Source organism: Pacificispira sp. HM-600 (genome assembly GCF_977993705.1).
In genome coordinates this window covers 215703-234345 of sequence record NZ_OZ388079.1, presented here as the reverse complement: position 1 = coordinate 234345, position 18643 = coordinate 215703, and the positions used below count along the sequence as shown (strand labels likewise).

The 18643-nt window shown below is 67.7% G+C and carries 15 protein-coding genes and 1 tRNA gene; 7 read left to right on the top strand and 9 right to left on the bottom strand.

Annotated elements, in window-relative coordinates; all coding sequences use genetic code 11:
- Positions 1-4: 4 nt before the first annotated feature.
- The 5 genes from ACXZ1E_RS01075 to ACXZ1E_RS01055 form a co-directional block, all read right to left on the bottom strand.
- Positions 5-868 carry an ABC transporter permease gene (locus ACXZ1E_RS01075; RefSeq protein ID WP_458041640.1) on the bottom strand — a complete coding sequence of 288 codons (864 nt, stop codon included), beginning with the start codon at positions 866-868 and terminating at the stop codon, positions 5-7.
- On the bottom strand, positions 865-1776 hold the full coding sequence (locus tag ACXZ1E_RS01070; RefSeq protein WP_458041639.1) for an ATP-binding cassette domain-containing protein: 912 nt from the start codon (positions 1774-1776) through the stop codon (positions 865-867). Before ACXZ1E_RS01070 ends, ACXZ1E_RS01075 begins: the two co-directional genes overlap by 4 nt.
- Before the next feature lie 182 nt (positions 1777-1958).
- On the bottom strand, positions 1959-4523 hold the full coding sequence (pepN, locus tag ACXZ1E_RS01065) for an aminopeptidase N (protein WP_458041638.1): 2565 nt from the start codon (positions 4521-4523) through the stop codon (positions 1959-1961).
- 90 nt (positions 4524-4613) lie between these two features.
- Complete coding sequence (locus ACXZ1E_RS01060; protein ID WP_458041637.1) at positions 4614-6242, bottom strand: SulP family inorganic anion transporter; 1629 nt, start codon at positions 6240-6242, stop codon at positions 4614-4616.
- Between the two features lie 8 nt (positions 6243-6250).
- Positions 6251-6631, bottom strand: coding sequence for an ArsR/SmtB family transcription factor (locus ACXZ1E_RS01055; RefSeq protein WP_458041636.1), 381 nt, complete (start codon positions 6629-6631; stop codon positions 6251-6253).
- Positions 6632-6712: 81 nt separating this feature from the next.
- Between ACXZ1E_RS01055 and ACXZ1E_RS01050 the strand changes: the two genes are divergently transcribed.
- On the top strand, positions 6713-7528 hold the full coding sequence (locus ACXZ1E_RS01050) for a TrmH family RNA methyltransferase (protein ID WP_458041635.1): 816 nt from the start codon (positions 6713-6715) through the stop codon (positions 7526-7528).
- A gap of 23 nt (positions 7529-7551) precedes the next feature.
- Here the strand turns inward: ACXZ1E_RS01050 and ACXZ1E_RS01045 are convergent, their stop codons facing one another.
- Positions 7552-8418, bottom strand: a complete 867-nt coding sequence (locus ACXZ1E_RS01045; protein WP_458041634.1) for an SGNH/GDSL hydrolase family protein — start codon at positions 8416-8418, stop codon at positions 7552-7554.
- A 160-nt stretch (positions 8419-8578) separates the two neighbouring features.
- Between ACXZ1E_RS01045 and ACXZ1E_RS01040 the strand changes: the two genes are divergently transcribed.
- Positions 8579-10411: a DEAD/DEAH box helicase gene (locus tag ACXZ1E_RS01040; protein WP_458041633.1), complete on the top strand. Its 1833-nt coding sequence runs from the start codon at positions 8579-8581 to the stop codon at positions 10409-10411.
- A gap of 145 nt (positions 10412-10556) precedes the next feature.
- Entirely contained in the window at positions 10557-11648 is a 1092-nt protein-coding gene (locus ACXZ1E_RS01035; RefSeq protein ID WP_458041632.1) for a VIT1/CCC1 transporter family protein, read from the top strand.
- On the opposite strand, the gene ACXZ1E_RS01030 is transcribed toward ACXZ1E_RS01035, so the two are convergent.
- Both ACXZ1E_RS01030 and ACXZ1E_RS01025 read right to left on the bottom strand, forming a co-directional pair.
- Positions 11649-13271 carry a peptide chain release factor 3 gene (locus ACXZ1E_RS01030; protein WP_458041631.1) on the bottom strand — a complete coding sequence of 541 codons (1623 nt, stop codon included), beginning with the start codon at positions 13269-13271 and terminating at the stop codon, positions 11649-11651.
- Between the two features lie 109 nt (positions 13272-13380).
- Positions 13381-13466 (bottom strand) — tRNA-Leu (locus tag ACXZ1E_RS01025).
- A gap of 80 nt (positions 13467-13546) precedes the next feature.
- On the opposite strand from ACXZ1E_RS01025, the gene ACXZ1E_RS01020 reads away from it, so the two are divergent.
- Both ACXZ1E_RS01020 and ACXZ1E_RS01015 read left to right on the top strand, forming a co-directional pair.
- Complete coding sequence (locus ACXZ1E_RS01020) at positions 13547-14875, top strand: M20/M25/M40 family metallo-hydrolase (protein WP_458041630.1); 1329 nt, start codon at positions 13547-13549, stop codon at positions 14873-14875.
- A 66-nt stretch (positions 14876-14941) separates the two neighbouring features.
- Positions 14942-15772 carry an undecaprenyl-diphosphate phosphatase gene (locus tag ACXZ1E_RS01015; protein WP_458041629.1) on the top strand — a complete coding sequence of 277 codons (831 nt, stop codon included), beginning with the start codon at positions 14942-14944 and terminating at the stop codon, positions 15770-15772.
- A gap of 102 nt (positions 15773-15874) precedes the next feature.
- On the opposite strand, the gene ACXZ1E_RS01010 is transcribed toward ACXZ1E_RS01015, so the two are convergent.
- Entirely contained in the window at positions 15875-16738 is an 864-nt protein-coding gene (locus tag ACXZ1E_RS01010) for a PAC2 family protein (RefSeq protein ID WP_458041628.1), read from the bottom strand.
- Between the two features lie 136 nt (positions 16739-16874).
- On the opposite strand from ACXZ1E_RS01010, the gene ACXZ1E_RS01005 reads away from it, so the two are divergent.
- Together ACXZ1E_RS01005 and ACXZ1E_RS01000 are read left to right on the top strand one after the other, a co-directional pair.
- Entirely contained in the window at positions 16875-17561 is a 687-nt protein-coding gene (locus ACXZ1E_RS01005; RefSeq protein WP_458041627.1) for an HAD family hydrolase, read from the top strand.
- On the top strand, positions 17558-18643 hold the full coding sequence (locus ACXZ1E_RS01000; RefSeq protein WP_458041626.1) for a tRNA (adenine-N1)-methyltransferase: 1086 nt from the start codon (positions 17558-17560) through the stop codon (positions 18641-18643). Before ACXZ1E_RS01005 ends, ACXZ1E_RS01000 begins: the two co-directional genes overlap by 4 nt.

Below are 18643 nucleotides of genomic sequence, written 5' to 3'. Positions count from 1 at the left end.
GACTCTACGCGTCGCGCGTCTTCAGAACCGCGATCCCGCCGATGAGAGCTGCTGCCGCCCACGCGATCATCGTGATGACCGCGGGGATGGTGTCGAGCGAGTCGCCGGACATCCCGCCGCCGAGGAAGAGCGACTGCCCGGCGTTGGAGGGCAGGTAGCTCGCCAGATCGTGGATCCAGGCGAAGTTGTCGACGCGGGGGAAGAAGCTGACGAGCAGCGGCGCCACGAAGACGAGTCCGATGCCGATGGCCAGGGCGCCGGGGCCGTTGCGGATGACGAACCCGATTCCGACACCCATCATCGCCATGAGGGTGAGGTACGACGCGGCGCCGAGCAGCGGCATGAGCGACGTGTCGAGTTCGCTCAGGTCGAGCGCGTTCGTCGACAGGATCGGCGCTGTGACGACCGCGATGATGGCGAACGCGATGATGCTGGTGACGAACATCGTCACGCCCACGATCAGTGCCTTGGCGAGGACGGCGCCGCTGCGTCCGGGTGCCGCGGTCAGGGTCGAGCGAATCATCCCGGTCGAGTATTCGCCGGTGACCGTGATGGCGCCGAGGATGACGGCCAGCAGCTGCGTCAAGACCGTGCTGAACACGATTACCTGAACGGCTATCGCGTTGCCCTGAGGCATCCCGTCCACTGCGGCTTCGGCCGCGAAGCTTGCGAACGAGGCCGCCATCAGCAGGCTGAGGCCGATCGAGAGGACGAGCACGAGGGCGATCGACCACCAGGTCGAGCGGACCGTCGTGAACTTGATCCATTCCGATCGCACCAGGCGAGCGAAACTGAGGTGGATGCCGGGATCCGCCGGGGTGGGGGTCGCGGGCGCCGCGGTGGGCGCGGTCAGGTTGAGGGTGCTCATGCGATGTCCTTGGTGTTGTATTCGACGGAATCGCCGGTCAGACGCAGGTAGGCGTCCTCGAGCGTTCCGGATGCGGGAGTGAGTTCGTGCAGCGCGAACCCGCGCGATGCCGCCAGGTCGCCGACGGTCGCGGCGGTGACGCCGACGATGTCGAGCAGGCCGGGCTCGGAAGTGGTGATGGTCACGCCGTCCGCGGAGAGCGCTTCGGCAAGGCCGGTCGCGTGCGGGCTGCGAACACGGACCGAATGCTGGGTCCACTGCGAGACCAGGTCGGCGACGGGTGCGTCCGCGAGCACCTTGCCGCGGCCGAGCACGATGATGTGGTCGGCGGTTACGGCCATTTCACTCATCAGGTGGCTCGAGAGCAGGACGGTGCGTCCTTCGGATGCGGCGTGGCGGACGAACCGGCGCACCCACATGACCCCCTCGGGGTCGAGGCCGTTGACCGGCTCGTCGAGGATCAGGGTGTGCGGGTTGCCGAGCAGTGCCGCGGCGATTCCCAGTCGCTGACCCATGCCGAGCGAGAAGCCTCCGGCGCGCTTCTTGGCCACCGAAGTGAGTCCGGTGATCTCGATCACCTCGTCGACGCGCGAACGCGGGATGCCGTGGGTCGCCGCCATCGCGCGCAGGTGGTTCTTGGCGCTCCGGCCCGTGTGCACGGCCTTCGCGTCGAGGAGGACGCCGACTTCGGTGAGCGGCGAACGCAGGCCTGTGTAGGCGCGGCCGTTCACGGTGACGCGACCACGGGACGGCCGGTCGAGTCCCACGATCATGCGCATCGTGGTGGATTTTCCGGCGCCGTTCGGGCCGAGGAATCCGGTGACTTTTCCGGGTTGGACGGTGAAGCTGACATCCGAGACGGCGTGCTTTGCCCCGAAGTCTTTGCTGAGGTTCTCTGCAACGATCATGTGCTTCACGCTACGGAAGAACCCTCCCTCGGCGCGTCCGTCCGGGGAGGGTTCTTCCGTTGCTCTGGCGTGGTACCTAGGTACCGCCTGGCCTCAACCTGGGGCGTCAGAATCCCCCTGGGGCGCGAGGTTCCGCGCCCCAGGGGGATTCCAGCGCCCCAAGTGAGAGTAGGCAGGCCGGGTCAGGCGGCGTCGCGCTCTTGCACCGCGATGGCGCGCTCGACGCCGGCGAGGTTCTCGTTCACCAGGCGACGTAGGGAGGCCGGGGCATCGGCGTTCGCCTCGAGCCACGCGAGGGTCGCATCGCGCAGGGCGGCGTTCGCGAGCGGTGCGGGGTACAGACCCGTGATCAGGTACTGCGCGATCTGGTAGCTGCGTGCCTTCCAGATCGGCAGCAGCATCTCGAAGTAGGGCGTGACGAACTCCTCGAGCAGGTCAACGCCGGCCGGATGCGTGAACCCGAGCGCCGTCGAACGCACGATCGTGTTCGGCTGGTCCGAGCGCACGATCAGCGAGTCCCACGCCGCGAGCTTGGCCTCGACGTTCGGCAGGGCGGCCTTCGCCTGCGCGGCGAGTTCCCCACCCTTGGAAGTGTTGTCCTGAGCGAGCGCCTGCTCGATGTGCGCGGCGGTCGCGAAACCACCCGCGGCGAGAGAGATGAGCAGCTGCCACGACAGGTCCGTGTCGATCTCGAGCCCCTCGAGCACGGTCTCGCCGTCACGCAGGCGACGGACCTGTTCCCACTGCGTCGCTGTCGAGGCGGCGCTGGCGAAGGCGGTGACGAACTGCAACTGGCTGTCGGTACCGGGCTCGGCCTGTGCGGCCAGGGCCCAGAGGCCGTCGGCTACGCGCTCGCGCGTCGCCTTTCGCTTATCGGGCGCGACGTACGAGTTCGCGGCGAGCTGCAACTGAGCGAGCGTCGTGCGTACCGTCGTCGACTCGGTCTCGGAGCCGATGTTCAGCAGAACCAGATCGACGTAGTCGGTCGCGGAGGCCTCGGCATCCCGCGTCTGATCCCACGCGGCGCCCCAGACGAGTGAGCGGGCGAGGGGATCTGAGATATCGCGCAGGTGTGCGATCGCGGTGGCAAGCGACCGCTCGTCGAGACGGATCTTGGCGTACGCCAGGTCTTCGTCGTTCAGCAGCACGAGGTCGGGACGCGCGATGCCCGCGAGTTCGGGAACCTCGGTGAGCTCGCCGTCGACGTCCAGCTCGACCTTGTGGACGCGGGTGAGCGCGCCGTTCTCGAGCGCGTAGAAGCCGACGCCGAGCCGGTGCGGGCGGATCGTCGGGTAGTCGGCCGCGGCGGTCTGCGCGATGGCGAATCGCGTGATGGTGCCGTCCGCGTCCTCTTCGATCACGGGGATGAGCGTGTTGACCCCGGATGTCTCGAGCCACAACTTCGCCCACGAGCCGAGCTCGCGGCCACTCGTCTTCTCGAGCTCGACGAGCAGGTCGCCGACCTCGGTGTTGCCCCACTGGTGCTTGTCGAAGTACGCGGCAACGCCCGCGAAGAACTTCTCGATGCCGACCCAGGCGGCGAGCTGCTTGAGCACCGAACCGCCCTTGGCGTAGGTGATGCCGTCGAAGTTGACCTGCACGTCGTCGAGGTCGCGGATCTCGGCGACAACGGGGTGCGTCGAGGGCAGCTGGTCCTGGCGATAGGCCCAGGTCTTCTCCATGGCGTTGAACGTCGTCCAGGCCTCGGTCCACTCGGTCGCCTCGGCGGTGGCGATCGTCGACGCCCACTCGGCGAACGACTCGTTCAGCCAGAGGTCGTTCCACCACTTCATCGTGACGAGGTCGCCGAACCACATGTGGGCGAGCTCGTGCAGGATCGTGACGACGCGGCGCTCCTTGACCGCATCCGTCACCTTGCTGCGGAACACGTACGTCTCGGTGAACGTCACCGCGCCCGCGTTCTCCATCGCCCCGGCGTTGAACTCGGGCACGAAGAGCTGGTCGTACTTGGCGAAGGGGTAGGGGAAGTCGAACTTCTCCTCGTAGTACGCGAATCCCTGGCGCGTCTTCTCGAACACGTAGTCGGTGTCGAGGTGCTGCCACAGGCTCTTGCGGGCGTAGATGCCGAGGGGAATGACGCGACCCGAGGCGTTCGTCAGCTCCGAGAACGTCGACTCGTAGGGGCCGGCGATGAGCGCCGTGATGTACGAAGAGATGCGCGGGGTGGGCTCGAACGTCCAGGTCGCGGTGTCCTCACCAGCCGGGCCCTGAGCCTGTCGAAGGGCGGGCTCGGGGGTGGGGGAGTTCGAGACGACGGCCCACTGCTTGGGCGCGGTGACCGTGAACTGGAACGTGGCCTTGAGGTCGGGCTGCTCGAACACCGCGTACATACGGCGAGAGTCGGGCACCTCGAACTGCGAGTAGAGGTACACCTCGCCGTCGACGGGGTCGACGAAGCGGTGCAGGCCCTCGCCCGTGTTCGTGTACATGCAGTCCGCGTCGATCACGAGTTCGTTATCGCGCTCGAGACCGGTCAGGGCGATGCGCGAGTCGGCGTAGGCCGTGGCCGGGTCGATAGAGCGGCCGTTGAGGGTGACCTCGCGGACGTCGCGCGCGATCAGGTCGATGAAGGTGTCTGCGCCCTTCGTGCCCGTGAAACGGACAACGGTGCGTGAGCCGAAGATCTCGGCGCCGCGCGTGAGGTCGAGGGTGACTTCGTACTCGTGCGTCTCTACGACGGCGCGGCGCTCTTGCGCCTCGATGCGGGTGAGGTTCTCTCCAGGCACAGCGCTACTCCCGTGGGTCGTGGGCGATCGGAGCCGCACGCGCTGCTGGCGCCCGCGGCATCCGTCCAGCCTACTGACGTGCGCGCTCGGTCAGGACTCGCGGAGGACGTGGCTGCGCGCGTGCTCGATCGCGGCAGGCAAGTCGACGAACAGGTGATTCTGGTGGCGGAGCGATCCCAGAACACCGACCGTGCGGAACAGCTCGACATGCCCTTCGCGCACACCCTTGATCAGCACCGTCACGCCGCGGCGCTCGAGCTGTTGCACGATCTCGCCGAGCACGTGGGCTCCGGTCGCGTCGACGAGTTCGAGTTGAGACATCCGCAACACCACGACCGAGACACCGTCGAGTGATGTCACCTCCGCCAGGATGCGATCCGCGGCCGCGAAGAAGAGCGGGCCGTCGAGACGGATGACGGCGATGCGCTCGTCGCCCGGCACGGGGGCGGAGAGAATCGGCTCGCGGTGCACACCGGTGGCACGCGCCAGCCCCCGGAGGGCGAAGACGGCGGCGACGACCATGCCGATCACGACCGCAACGATCAGATCGACCGAAACCGTGACAATCGCCGTCACGATGAAAGCAACCGCATCCGCACGCGTGGAGCGCAGGATCGAACGCGCGGTCGCGAGGTGAACCATCCGGATCGCCGTGATCATCAACACACCCGAGAGCGCAGCGAGCGGAATCGCTCCGACCGGGCCGGCGACCGCGACGACGACGAGCAGCAGCACGAGGGCATGCGTGATGGCCGCGAGTCGTGTGCGCGCCCCGGCTCGAACGTTGACGGCCGTGCGCGCGATGGCACCGGTCGCGGGCATTCCGCCGAACAGTCCCGATCCGATCGAGGCGAGGCCCTGTCCGACGAGTTCGCGGTCTGGCTCGTAGGGCCCGGTGTCGGCGAGCGAGGCGGCAACACGGGCGGACAGGAGGGACTCGATCGCGGCGAGTGCGGCAACGGTCAACGCGGGCAGCAGAAGGCTGGAGAAGACTCCGGGATTGAGGATGGGCACGGTCGGAGCGGGCAGGGACGCGGGGAGCGCTCCGATCACGGCGAGCGGGTTGGCCGCGACGAGCGTGAGGAGCGTTACGACGATCACGCCCACGAGCGATCCGGGAATAGCCGGATGCAGTCGGGGGAGAAGCAGCATGCACGCCGCGACGATGACGACCGCGCCCAGCGCCCAGAGCAGGTAGCCGAGATCGGCCGAGGCAAGGGCGTCGAAAGCCGCGAGCACGACGTTTGTGTGCGATCCGCCATGAGTCGCCGGTCCCGTCAAAGCGGGCACCTGCTGCAAGAAGATGATGATGGCGATACCGAGCGTGAAGCCCTCAATGACGGGCCACGGGATGAACGAGACGGCGCGACCGAGACGCGCAGCGCCCGCAATCAAGACGACCACGCCCGCCAACAGACTCACGATCGCGACGGCGCCCATGCCGTGGGTGGCGACGATCGGGGCCAGGACGACAACCATTGCGCCGGTTGGACCGGACACCTGCACGTTCGATCCTCCGAACACAGCAGCGATCACGCCCGCCACGATCGCCGTGATGAGCCCCGCTGCTGCCCCCGCTCCCGATGAGATTCCGAAACCCAGCGCCAGGGGGAGCGCGACAACGCCCACGGTGACGCCAGCGAGCAGGTCGCGCCGCCAGCTGGTGCGCAGTCCCCGGTAGTCGCCTCGAGCGGGCAAGAGGGCGCGGATGGTGCGCATCGGGCGGGTCACGAGGATGCGGCGGGCGGGGTCAAGCCGAAGGACGGCATACTCGCGACATCGTTCGCACGGGCGCCATCCTCGGCGACCAGCACCGTCAAGAGTCGTCGAGCGACGGCCAGCAGTTCGGCGACCTCGCACCCCGCGAGACGGTAGTAGACATTGCTGCCGCGGCGTTCCGACGTCACCAGGCGGTGGCGGCGCAGGACCGACAGGTGCTGTGACAGGTGGGATGCCTCGAGGTCTGTGCTCGCCTGAAGGTACGCGACGGTGTGTTCACCGCCGTCGGCGAGGAGCTCCAGGATCCGAATCCGCAGTGGGTGCGAGAGGCCTTTGAACAGGCCGGCCTTCACCTCGTAGAGAGGACGCTGCTCGGATGATAGCGACATGATGAAGCCATCATATCGCCGGGCTATCGCGTTGACGGTCCGAGAGCGGGACGGAGTCCTCGCGGTCTGTAGGTTGGGAGCGTGCCAATCGAGCGGGTGACGGATGCCTCGGACCCGCGTCTCGCGGACTACCGGGACCTCACCGATGTCGCGCTACGACGAGTACTCGAGCCCCAGGGTGGGCTGTATCTCGCCGAATCGGCGAAGGTACTCTCGCGGGCTCTCGCCGCCGGGCACAGCCCGCGATCGGTTCTGACGCAGGACAAGTGGGTCGCGGACGTACAGGGGCTGCTCGAAACCGCTCGAGCCACGGACACGCCCGTCTATGTCGTCGACGCGGACGTAGCGGAGTCGGTCACCGGCTACGCCGTGCACCGCGGACTGCTCGCATCGATGCATCGCCCGGAGAATCCACCCGTACTCGAACTCCTGGCGCACGCGCGCAGGGTGGTCGTGCTGGAAGACCTTGTGGATCACACCAACGTCGGGGCCGTGTTCCGCGCGGCCGCGGGAATGGGCGCAGACGCCGTGCTGGTGTCGCCGCGGTGTGCCGACCCGCTGTACCGGCGGAGCATCCGGGTCAGCATGGGGACGGTCTTCCAGGTTCCGTGGACACGCTTGCCCGCCTGGCGCGAGGGCGCCGAGCTCCTCCACGAGGCCGGGTTCCACATCACGGCACTCGCCCTGGCCAAGGATGCCGTCTCGCTCGATGACTTCGTCGAGAACCCTCCCGAGCGGGTGGCAATTGTGCTGGGAGCTGAGGGCGACGGCCTCTCGCGCCAGGCGATCGCCGCTGCCGACTCGACCGTGACGATTCCGATGACCGGGGGCGTCGATTCATTGAACGTCGCCGCCGCGAGCGCGGTCGCCCTCTGGGCTCTGCGCATCCGCGTGTAGACCTCTTCCCGAGTCCGCGCTGGCTAGAGGGTCTTTCTTGGCACGGCGTCGGGATCCTGGCCCGGCGCGAGGATATCCATCGGAAGCGGTTCGGGGCGCTTCGCCGTGACGTGATCGCCCGAGGACTGGTGCCGCAGGCGCCGCAGCACCCAGGGGACGAGGTGCGAGCGTGCCCAGACGAAGTCCCCGGCACGCGCTGTTTGCCACGTCGTGGCGGGTAGCGGGTCAGGTTGCATGGGCACGAGGTCGTTCGGGACGTTGAGCGTCCGAAGCACCATGCGAGCCACCTCGTGATGCCCGAGGGGGTTCAGGTGGAGACGGTCGGCGTCGAAGAAGCGAGCATCCTGGATCTCTTTCAACCCCCACTGGTCGGCGACCACGCAGTCGTAACGGTCGGCGATTGCGCGCAGATTCTCGTTGTAGATCGCGATCTTCCCGCGCATCGCGCGGAAGACGGGCTGCCAGCCCACGTCGATTCCCGTGAAGATGACGATCGTCGCACCGCTCTGCGAGAGCCGTGCGACGGCATCTTCGAACTGGGCGGCGACAGCGTCGGGATCGGCGCCCGGACGGATGATGTCGTTTCCGCCGGCGCACAACGTGACCAGGTCGGGCTTGAGGGCGAGGGCGGGTTCGATCTGCTCGGCGATGATCGGCGCGATCAGCCGTCCGCGCACCGCGAGGTTGGCGTACGCGAAATCGGGCACCTGGGAACCCATCACTTCGGCGACGCGGTCCGCCCACCCACGGTAGCCGCCATCCAGTCGTGGCTCCGGGTCGCCGACACCTTCGGTGAACGAATCGCCGATAGCAACGAATCGGCGCCACGGATGCGTGGGCTGATCCGCAGTATCCGGGTGGGGAGAGTTTGCGGGCTCATGCTCGGGCATCGGACCTCCTCGCTTGTCGACCGTTTTCGACGATACCGCGCGGGGCTGACATCGCGGGGGTGTCGAGGTGGCGGATCGGGGCCGGATGTCGGCGGGTTCGTCTATCGTGGTCAGTCGTGCGTTCGGGCGAGCGGATGCCGGCGCGGGAGGGGTGTGCAGGGTGATCGAGGAGCAACCCGGTGCGCACGTCGGCAGCTTCGCGGCCGAGCACCTGTCGCCCGCGTACCCGCAACGCGCGCCCTGGGGTACGGCGCAGGCCCTGCGTGCGTGGCAGGCCGAGGCACTCGACATCTACTTCGCGCTCGACGGCCCCGAAGGCATCGGAAAGGGGCCACGCGACTTCCTCGCGGCGGCAACCCCGGGAGCCGGCAAGACGACGTTCGCCCTCCGTCTCGCCACCGAGTTGCTCCGTCGGCGGGTCATCAACCGCATCGTCGTCGTCGCCCCGACCGAGCATCTGAAGACGCAATGGGCGGATGCTGCGGCCCGCGTCTCGCTGCGGCTCGACCCGAACTTCAGCAACCGGCACGCCATGCCGTCGCGGCAGTACCACGGCGTCGCTGTGACCTACGCGCAGGTCGCGGTCAAGGCATCCGTCCACGAACGCCTCATCATGGCCGCGCGGACGCTCGTCATTCTCGACGAGGTACACCACGGAGGTGACGCGCTGAGCTGGGGTGATGCGCTTCGCGAGGCCTACGGCCGCGCGACCCGCCGACTACTGCTGTCGGGTACGCCCTTTAGAAGCGACACCGCCCCCATTCCGTTCGTGGAATATGCGCCGAACGAGAAGGGTATTCGTCTCTCGCGGACCGACTACAACTACGGGTACCGCCGCGCGCTCGAAGACGGCGTGGTCCGGCCGGTCATGTTCCTCGTCTACGCAGGCAAGATGCGCTGGCGTACGCGGGCGGGTGACGAGATGGAGGCGTACCTCGGGCAGGACAACACGAAGGACATCACCGCTCAAGCATGGCGGATGGCGCTTGACCCCAACGGCGACTGGATTCCGGCCGTCCTGCGTTCGGCCGACCGGCGCCTGACCGAGGTGCGCGAGCAGATCCCGGATGCCGGGGGGTTGGTGATTGCGACCGACCAGACCGCGGCGCGCGCCTATGCAGCGATTCTGGAATCCATCAGCGGCGAGACGCCGACCGTCGTGCTGTCGGACGAGGCCGAGGCATCTGCCCGTATCGAGCAGTACGCGAACTCGACGTCGCGCTGGCTCGTGGCCGTACGTATGGTGTCGGAGGGCGTGGATGTGCCGCGCCTCGCCGTGGGTGTCTACGCGACATCCGCGTCCACGCCCCTGTTCTTCGCGCAGGCGATCGGACGCTTCGTGCGAGCCCGGCGACGTGGCGAGACGGCCAGCATCTTTCTCCCTAATGTGCCGCAGCTCATCGCGCTAGCTGGCGAGCTGGAGCGCGAGCGCGACCACGCGCTCGACCGCGACAGCGATGCTGAAGACGAGTGGGCCCTCGACGAAGACGCGATGGATGCCGGCGAGCGCGAAGAATCCGCCTCCGATGCTCTGACACAGGAGTTCACGTACCAGGCTCTCGGATCGTTCGCGCACTTCGATCGCGTCATGTTCGACGGCCGCGAGTTCGGTCAGCTCGCCGTGCCGGGAACTCCCGAAGAAGAGGAGTTTCTGGGGCTGCCTGGCCTACTCGAACCGGAGCACGTGCACGAGTTGCTCATGCAACGCCAAGCTCGGCAGGGCAAACACCGGAGCGTCCGCGAGGCCGCCGAGGCAGCGTCGGGCGACGAACGCGCCGTGGATGCTCCGCCGCCCGCTCTGCATCGCACACTGCGGGAGCAGCGCCAGCTGCTGAACAGCCTGGTCGGCCTGTATGCCCGCCAGGCCGGCGAACCGCACGGCCTCGTGCACGCCGAACTGCGCCGCATCTGTGGTGGCCCCGCCGTCTCGCATGCAACGGTGGCACAGCTGCAGGCGCGCATCGAAGTGCTGCGCCGGCGCGTCCACTCCTGAGCGCGGATCGCCTGGCCGGGTGCGCTTCGGAGGCCCGAAATGCTGGCAATAGCGGCAAACGACGGCTGCGGGCAGAGAGCTGTGGATAGCGTTGATCGGGTCCACCACCCCGTCTACTCCACCTTCCCGTCGCCCTGGAGGCCATATGAGCGCGCTCGCGCCGATACCCACCGCCGCCGACAGACGGCGATGGATCCGGTACCTCGTCAACGAACGTGCGGAAGCGAGCGTCTACCGGCACCTTGCAGCGCGACGCGAGGGCGAAGAGCGCGACATCCTTCTCGAGCTCGCGGAGGCGGAAGGGCGGCACGAAGCGCATTGGCTCGAATTGCTCGGCGGTGAACCCGCCCGCCTGCCGAAGGCCGACCTCGAAACGCGTGTACTCGGGTGGATGGCCCGGCGCTTCGGGTCAATCTTCGTGCTCGCCCTCGCGCAGAACGCGGAGGGCCGGTCGCCGTACGACAGCGATGCGGCCGCGACGCCTGCGATGCGCGCCGACGAGAAGATCCACCACGAGGTCGTGCGAGGACTCGCGGCTCGGGGCCGGCGACGATTGTCCGGAACGTTCCGCGCCGCGGTGTTCGGTGCAAACGACGGCCTGGTCAGCAACCTCGCCCTGGTCTTGGGTATCGGGGCGACGGGTGTAGATCCACAGTTCGTGCTCTTCAGTGGCATCGCGGGACTGCTTGCCGGCGCACTGTCGATGGGAGCCGGGGAGTTCGTATCCGTCCGATCGCAACGTGAACTCCTCGCGGCGACCGAACCCAATGGATATGCGGATCATGTTCTGCCTGACCTCGACCTCGACGCCAACGAGCTTGCGCTCGTATACCGCACGCGCGGAATGGCGGTCGGCGAGGCCCTCGAGCGTGCGCGCCTGACGGTCGAGACTGCGCGCGCGGCCGACCGCTCAGTACCCTTCACGGTGTCTCGGGAGGCCGCGGGGGAGCACGACGTGGTGGGCGGTGCGTGGGCCGCGGCGGGCTCGAGTTTTCTGTTCTTCGCCTCGGGCGCGATTATCCCCGTGCTGCCGTGGATCTTCGGGCTCTCGGGTGTCGCCGCGGTCGTGCTGGCGCTGGCCCTCGTGGGTGTCGCGCTGCTCGCGACCGGAGCGATGGTGGGCCTGCTCTCGGGCGGTCCGCCGCTCCGACGCGCGCTGCGTCAGCTCGCGATCGGTTTCGGCGCTGCCGCGGTGACCTACGTGCTGGGTCTGGCCTTCGGTGTATCGATGGGCTGACTATCGCCCGACGACGACTCGGTCCGCATCGAGCGCGAGCCCCGGAATGTCTTTCTCGAGCGAGCGCAACTGCCACTCGGTGCGGAACAGAGCGAGCCGCTGCGACTTCCGCATCACGATCTCGCAGTCGCGCCGGGACGCCAGGGCGGCCGCCGTGTCGGCGTCGACGAGCCGGGCGACGGTGTAGGGCAGGTCGGTCAGTCGAATCGCGACACCGAACTCCGATGCCATCCGCCCCGAAAGTACCTCGAACTGCATCGCGCCGACCGCGCCCAGCACGGGGTTTTGGGGCCCGCGCTTCTCGGAATCCAGAAGTTGAACGACGCCCTCTTCGGTGAGCGCCGTGATGCCCTTGCGGAACTTCTTGGCGGTGCTGACATCGACCGGCGAAGCCAGCGCGAACAGCTCGGGGGTAAACGAGGGGATGCCCTCGAACTCGACCCGGTCCTCGGAGTAGAGCGTGTCGCCGGGGCGCAGGTGCGTGGCATTGACGAGCCCGACAATGTCACCGGGCCACGCGGTGTCGACGGTGTCGCGTTCGCGGCCGAACATCTGCAGGGCGTACTTCGTCGCGAACGGGCGTCCCGTCTGCGCGTGCACCACGGACATCCCTCGCGTGAAGATGCCCGAGCAGATGCGCATGAACGCGACCCGATCTCGGTGCGCCGGGTCCATGTTGGCCTGAACCTTGAAGATCTGTGCAGAGAAAGGCGCGTCGACGGGACGGGGCATCCCGTTCACGTTGACCCGCGGCGTTGCCGAGGGCGCGGCGCGGCAGACGAAACGCAGCAACTGCTCGACGCCGACGTTGCGGACGGCGGCACCGAAGAACACGGGCATGCCGGTCAGATCTGCGAAGGCTTCGGCGCGGAACTCTCCGCCGTCGAGTTCGACCAACTGAGCTTCTTCGACGGCGGTCTGCCAGTCATCCCCGAGCATCCCGGCCGCGTCCGACGCGGGATGAAGCTCGATCCGCGGAAGGTGTGCGTTGCCGTCGACGTGCTCGAACGTGAGAAGTTCGCCGGACGTCACATCTCGTAGCCCGAGGAACCGCCCCGCCTCGCCGACCGGCCAGTTGAGCGGCATCGGCTGACGTGACGTGACGCGCTGCAGTTCGTCGAGCAGGTCGAGGGGATCGCGTCCGGGGCGATCCCATTTGTTGATCATGACGATGATCGGGATGCCGCGGTTTCGGCACACCTCGAACAGTCGGAGGGTCTGGGCCTCCATACCCTTCGACGCGTCGATCAGCATCACGGCCGTGTCGACGGCGGAGAGCACGCGGTACGTGTCCTCCGAGAAGTCCGCGTGCCCCGGTGTGTCCACGACGGTCACGACGACGTCGTCGACGATGAACTGGATCGCGGCGGAGCTGATCGAGATCCCGCGAGCCTTTTCCATCTCCATCCAGTCGGAGACCGTCGAGCGTCGCGTCGACTTGCCATGTACCGCCCCCGCCTCAGAGACGGCGTGGGCGTTCAGTAGCAGCGACTCCGTCAGAGTCGACTTTCCCGCATCCGGGTGCGAAATGATCGCGATCGTCCGTCGACGCTTCGCCTCGTCGACCACGCGGGGGTCGGCCGGGCGATGGTCGGCAGGTACGGTCTCTTCGTCAGATGTCACGATGCTCTCGATTTTAGGTGACTGGGGTGGTACCGCGCTCCGCGAGCGGGAGCTCAACGAAGAAGGCCCCGGATCTGAAATCCCAGATCCGGGGCCTTCTTTACCGCTGTGCGCGAGGGGGGACTTGAACCCCCACGCCCGTTAAAGGGCACTAGCACCTCAAGCTAGCGCGTCTACCTATTCCGCCACCCGCGCATCGATATGTTGCTTGCGCAACCGAGGATCGAGACTATCACGACTCGGCCGGCCACCCCGACCCGGGTAGCGTGGTCGGCATGCCCGGAGCCGATGCGTCCTCTTCGCCATCCCCGTCCGGGCAGGATTTGCCCGAAGTCGCCCAGATCGCGCGCGATCTCATCCGCTTCGACACCTCGAACTGGGGTGGTGGTAAGGCGAACGGGGAGCGCGAGGCCGCGGAGTATGTCGGCGCGTATCTGGAAGCCCTCGGGCTGGCGGTCGACTTTTTCGAGCCCATCCCGAAACGCACCAACGTCCACGCGCGGATCCCCGGCCGAGACGCGTCGAAGCCCGCCTTGATCTTGCACGGGCACCTCGATGTCGTGCCCGCTCCACCCGAGGGATGGAGCGTCGATCCCTTCGCGGGTGAGGTGCGCGACGGGATGCTCTGGGGCAGGGGGGCGGTCGATATGAAGGACATGGATGCCATGATCTTGACCTCGATCGCCGACCTCGTGCGCGCGGGGGAACAACCGGAGCGGGACGTAATCGTCACCTTCTTCGCCGATGAAGAGAACGGCGGTGTCGAGGGCTCCCAGCTCGTCGTCGCCCAGCGTCCCGAGTGGTTCGCGGGCGCGACCGAGGCGATCAGCGAGGTCGGCGGTTACTCCATCTCGGTCGATGACCGCCGGGCGTATCTGCTGCAGGTCGGCGAGAAAGCCCTGATCTGGCTCCGCCTGATCGCCCGGGGGCGTGCCGGTCATGGTTCGCGTCTGCACCCCGACAACGCCGTCACGCGCCTGTCCGAGGCCGTCGCTGCCCTCGGACGCACGCAATGGCCCGTGCGCCTCACGGCGACGACGACGCAGCTGCTCGAGGGCCTCGCAGCCCTCACCGGAACCGACACGAGCGACCCGGACGCGCTCGCGGCGCACGCGGGGCCAGCCGAAGGATTCTTGAGGTCGACCTTCCGCACGACCACCAACCCCACGGGGCTCACCGCCGGCTACAAGCACAACGTGATCCCCGATCACGCCGAAGCCATGATCGACGTGCGGGTTCTGCCGGGCACCGAGGAAGCGGCGCTAGCGGACATCCGTCGCATCATCGGTGACGACGTCGAGATCGAGATCGTGCACGCCGACATCGGCCTCGAAGTGCCCTTCGCCGGTGCGCTGGTCGACGAGATGGTCGCGGTGCTCGGGCAGCACGATCCGGGTGTGCCCGTCATCCCCTACCTGATGGGAGGCGGCACCGATAACAAGGCGCTGGCGGCTCTCGGGATCGCGGGCTTCGGCTTCGCGCCGTTGCGCCTCCCCGCCGATCTCGATTTCACGGGTATGTTCCACGGCATCGACGAACGCGTCCCGATCGAATCGCTCGAGTTCGGTCAGCGCGTGCTCACCGACCTGCTTCGTCGATACTGACCTACGGATGCCTCGGTCAGAGGCCATCTCCATCGCCCCGTCACGACCCCGCACCGAAAGTTGCCCATGCAGTTCATCGAAGCCCTGATTCTCGGCATCGTGCAGGGACTCACCGAGTTCCTGCCCATCTCATCGAGCGCGCATCTGCGCATCCTCGGCGAGTTCCTGCCGTCGGCAACCGACCCCGGGGCGACGTTCACCGCCATCACCCAGATCGGTACCGAAGCCGCCGTGCTCGTGTACTTCTGGGGCACGATCGTGCGCATCATCTCTCGCTGGGCGCAGTCGCTGGCGGGCAAGGTTCCGCGCAATGACCCGGATGTACGGATGGGATGGCTCATCATCATCGGCTCCGTGCCGATTGCCGTGCTGGGGTACCTGTTCCAGGACACCATCCGAGGGACGTTCCGAAACCTCTGGCTCGTCGCGATCGTGCTGATCGTGTTCGGTCTCCTGCTGGGTGCCGCGGACTACTGGGGTCGCCGCACGCGCGAGTTGACAGACCTCACCTACCCGCACGGTCTGGCGCTCGGCTTCGCTCAAGCGCTCGCGCTCATCCCGGGAGTCTCCCGATCGGGCGCGACCACGACGGTGGGTCTCACGCTCGGCTACACGCGACCCGCCGCGGCCGAATACGCGTTCCTGCTCGCCGTGCCTGCGGTGTTCGGGTCGGGATTCTACGAGCTGGTGCAGAGCTTCGAGGGGCCGACCGGCCCCTACAGCCTGATCGACACGGCAGCCGCGACGGTCGTGGCGTTCATTGTCGGTCTCGCGGTGATCGCCTTCCTGATGCAGTACCTCAAGCGCGGCAGCTTCCTGCCGTTCGTGATCTACCGGCTGCTGCTCGGCATCGCCCTGATCGTGCTGCTGCTGACGGGCGTTCTGCAGCCCTACTGACGACGAAGATGCCGGCAGGTTTGCTCCGTTTCGTCTCGCTGCGCTCGCTCAACGACCGGGGCGGGCGTTGAGCGAGGAGCGGAGCGACGAGTCGAAACGCTGTCAGCGGCGCGGGTCGTCGCGGCCGGGCTTCGAGGGCCCGTCGCCACCCCGGCGCAGGTAGCGCTCGAACTCCTGGGCGATCGCGTCGCCGGATGCCTCGGGTGAGTCCCAGGTGTCGCGCGTGCGCTCGAGCTGACGGATGTACTCCGTCATCTCTTCGTCGTCGGCGGCTGCGGCGTCGATGGATGCTTCCCAGGTCGCGGCCTGGGTCGGCAGATCGCCCCGCTCGATCGGCGCGCCCGCGACATCTTCGAGTCGGTCCAGAAGCGCGAGTGTCGCCTTCGGCGAGGGAGTGTGTCCCGCCACGTAGTGCGGCACGCTCGCCCACAGCCCAACGGCGGGGATACCGGCCTCTTCGGCTGCGGCCGACAGGACGGACAGGATTCCGACCGGCCCCTCGTAGGTGCTGCGTTCGAGCCCGAGGCTCTCCCGGATGCGCTCGTTTTCGGTACCCGCGAAAACGGAGATGGGGCGCGTGTGTGGGACGTCGGACATCATCGAGCCCAGGCCGACGATGCCGGTGATGTCTTCGCGGAGGGCGACATCGACGAGCTCGGCGGCGAACGCCTGCCAGGCGCGTGCCGGCTCGACTCCCGTGAGCAGCCACAGCTGCGTGCCACGCGTGCGTTGCGCGGGACGAAGGATGCTCGCCTCGGGCCAGCGCAGCGAGCGTCGTCCTTCGGCATCCATGGCCACCGACGGGCGCGTGTATTGGTAGTCGAAGTAGAGCTCCGGGTCGACCGAGTGGACGGGTTCGAATTCTCCCGCGCCGCGCAGTACCCCGAGGGCAGCCGACGCTGCTTCGCCCGCGTCGTTCCAACCATCGAATGCGACCACGAGCACTCTGCGTCCGAGACCTTCCACCGCGCCTCCTCCCACCGCGCCTCCCGGGTGCGGTCCACGTGATGACGGATGTCGTCGCGCGGAATCACTCCAGGATAGGCGTTCGCGCTCGGGGACGGTCCAGGCTCGGCGCGAGGCGCTCGGTAGCATGGGGAGAGTGACCCATCCCCATCCGCGTGCTGTCCTCTGGGACATGGACGGAACCCTCGTCGATACCGAACCCCACTGGATGGCGGCTGAAACGCCGCTCGTGGAAAGCTTCGGGGGGACGTGGTCGCACGAACAGGCTCTGCAGCTCGTCGGTCTCGGACTGGAAGATTCGGCCCGTATCTTTCAGGCCGCCGGCGTGCGGATGGGTGTTCCCGAGATCATCGATCGCCTGACCGACGATGTGCTGGCCTCGCTCGCGAGCGGCGGCGTGCCGTTCCGCCCGGGTGCACGCGAGTTGCTGATGAGTCTGCGCCAGGCGGGTATCCCCACCGCCCTGGTGACGATGTCGATGCGCCGGATGGCGACGTCCATCGTGGATCTACTCGATTTCGACGCCTTCGACCTGATCGTCGCCGGCGACGACGTCGAGCGTCCCAAACCATTCCCCGACCCCTACCTCAAGGCCGCGGAACTGCTCGGTGTCGACATCAGCGACACGGTCGCGATCGAGGACTCCCCGAACGGGGTGCGCTCGGCCGTTGCGGCGGGCTGCACCGTCATCGGCGTGCCGAATCTCGTCTCGCTGGCGGGTACCGGCACGTCGGTCATCATCGAGACGCTCGCCGGAGTGGGCGTCGCGGATGTCGCGCGCATGCATTCCGAACGTGGTCTGCACGCCGGGCACGTCGCATGACGGGCGCGGAGCAGTACGAGGGTCCGCGCACGTCCGGACCTTTCGGTGCGGGTGATCGGGTACAGCTGACGGGCCCCAAGGGCCGCCTGCACACCATCACTCTGCGTGCCGGAGGCGAGTTGCACACGCACCACGGCGTGCTCCGTCACGAGGCGCTCATCGGACTACCGGATGGCTCGGTCGTCGAGAACAGCGCCGGCCACGAGTACCTGGCCCTTCGTCCCCTGCTGCGCGACTTCGTCATGTCGATGCCACGCGGTGCGGCGATCGTGTACCCGAAGGATGCGGCGCAGATCCTCGCGCAGGCGGATGTGTTCCCCGGGGCGACGGTCGTCGAGGCGGGCGTGGGATCGGGTGCGCTTTCGCTCTGGCTGCTTCGCGCGATCGGCCCCGCCGGTCGCCTCATGTCGTTCGAGCGTCGTGCCGACTTCGCCGAGGTTGCGCGGGCGAACGTGCAGACGTTCCTCGGTGAGGAACCGCCGACGTGGCAGGTCGTCGTGGGTGACCTTGCCGAAGAACTGCCCGCGGCCACCGAACCCGCGAGCGTCGATCGCGTCGTGCTCGACATGCTGGCCCCCTGGGAGTGCATCGGTGTCGTTGCCGAGGCGCTTCGGCCCGGCGGTGTCGTGATCTGCTACGTCGCCACGGCGACGCAGCTCTCGCGCGTGGCCGAGTTCTTGCGCGGTACGGGGCTGTTCACCGAACCCGAGTCATCCGAGACCATGGTGCGCGGATGGCACGTCGAGGGCCTCGCGGTACGGCCCGACCATCGGATGGTCGCGCACACGGGCTTTCTCATCTCGGCCCGCAGGCTCGCGCCGGGTGCGGTCGCTCCCGAGCAGAAGCGCCGCGCCTCGAAGTCGAGCTACGGCGACGAAGACGTCGAGCTCTGGACACCGGGCGCCGTCGGAGACCGCGACATCACCGACAAGAATCTTCGCAAGCGAGTGCGCGAGGCGCGGCGCGCGGCCGACGCGCGGCGGATCGGCGACGGGCCGGTCGAGACCACTGCAGATGATGGCCCGGGCGTCACCCCCGGCACTGCCGCTGACAGTGACGCGGAAGCGGCGACCGTAGACTGA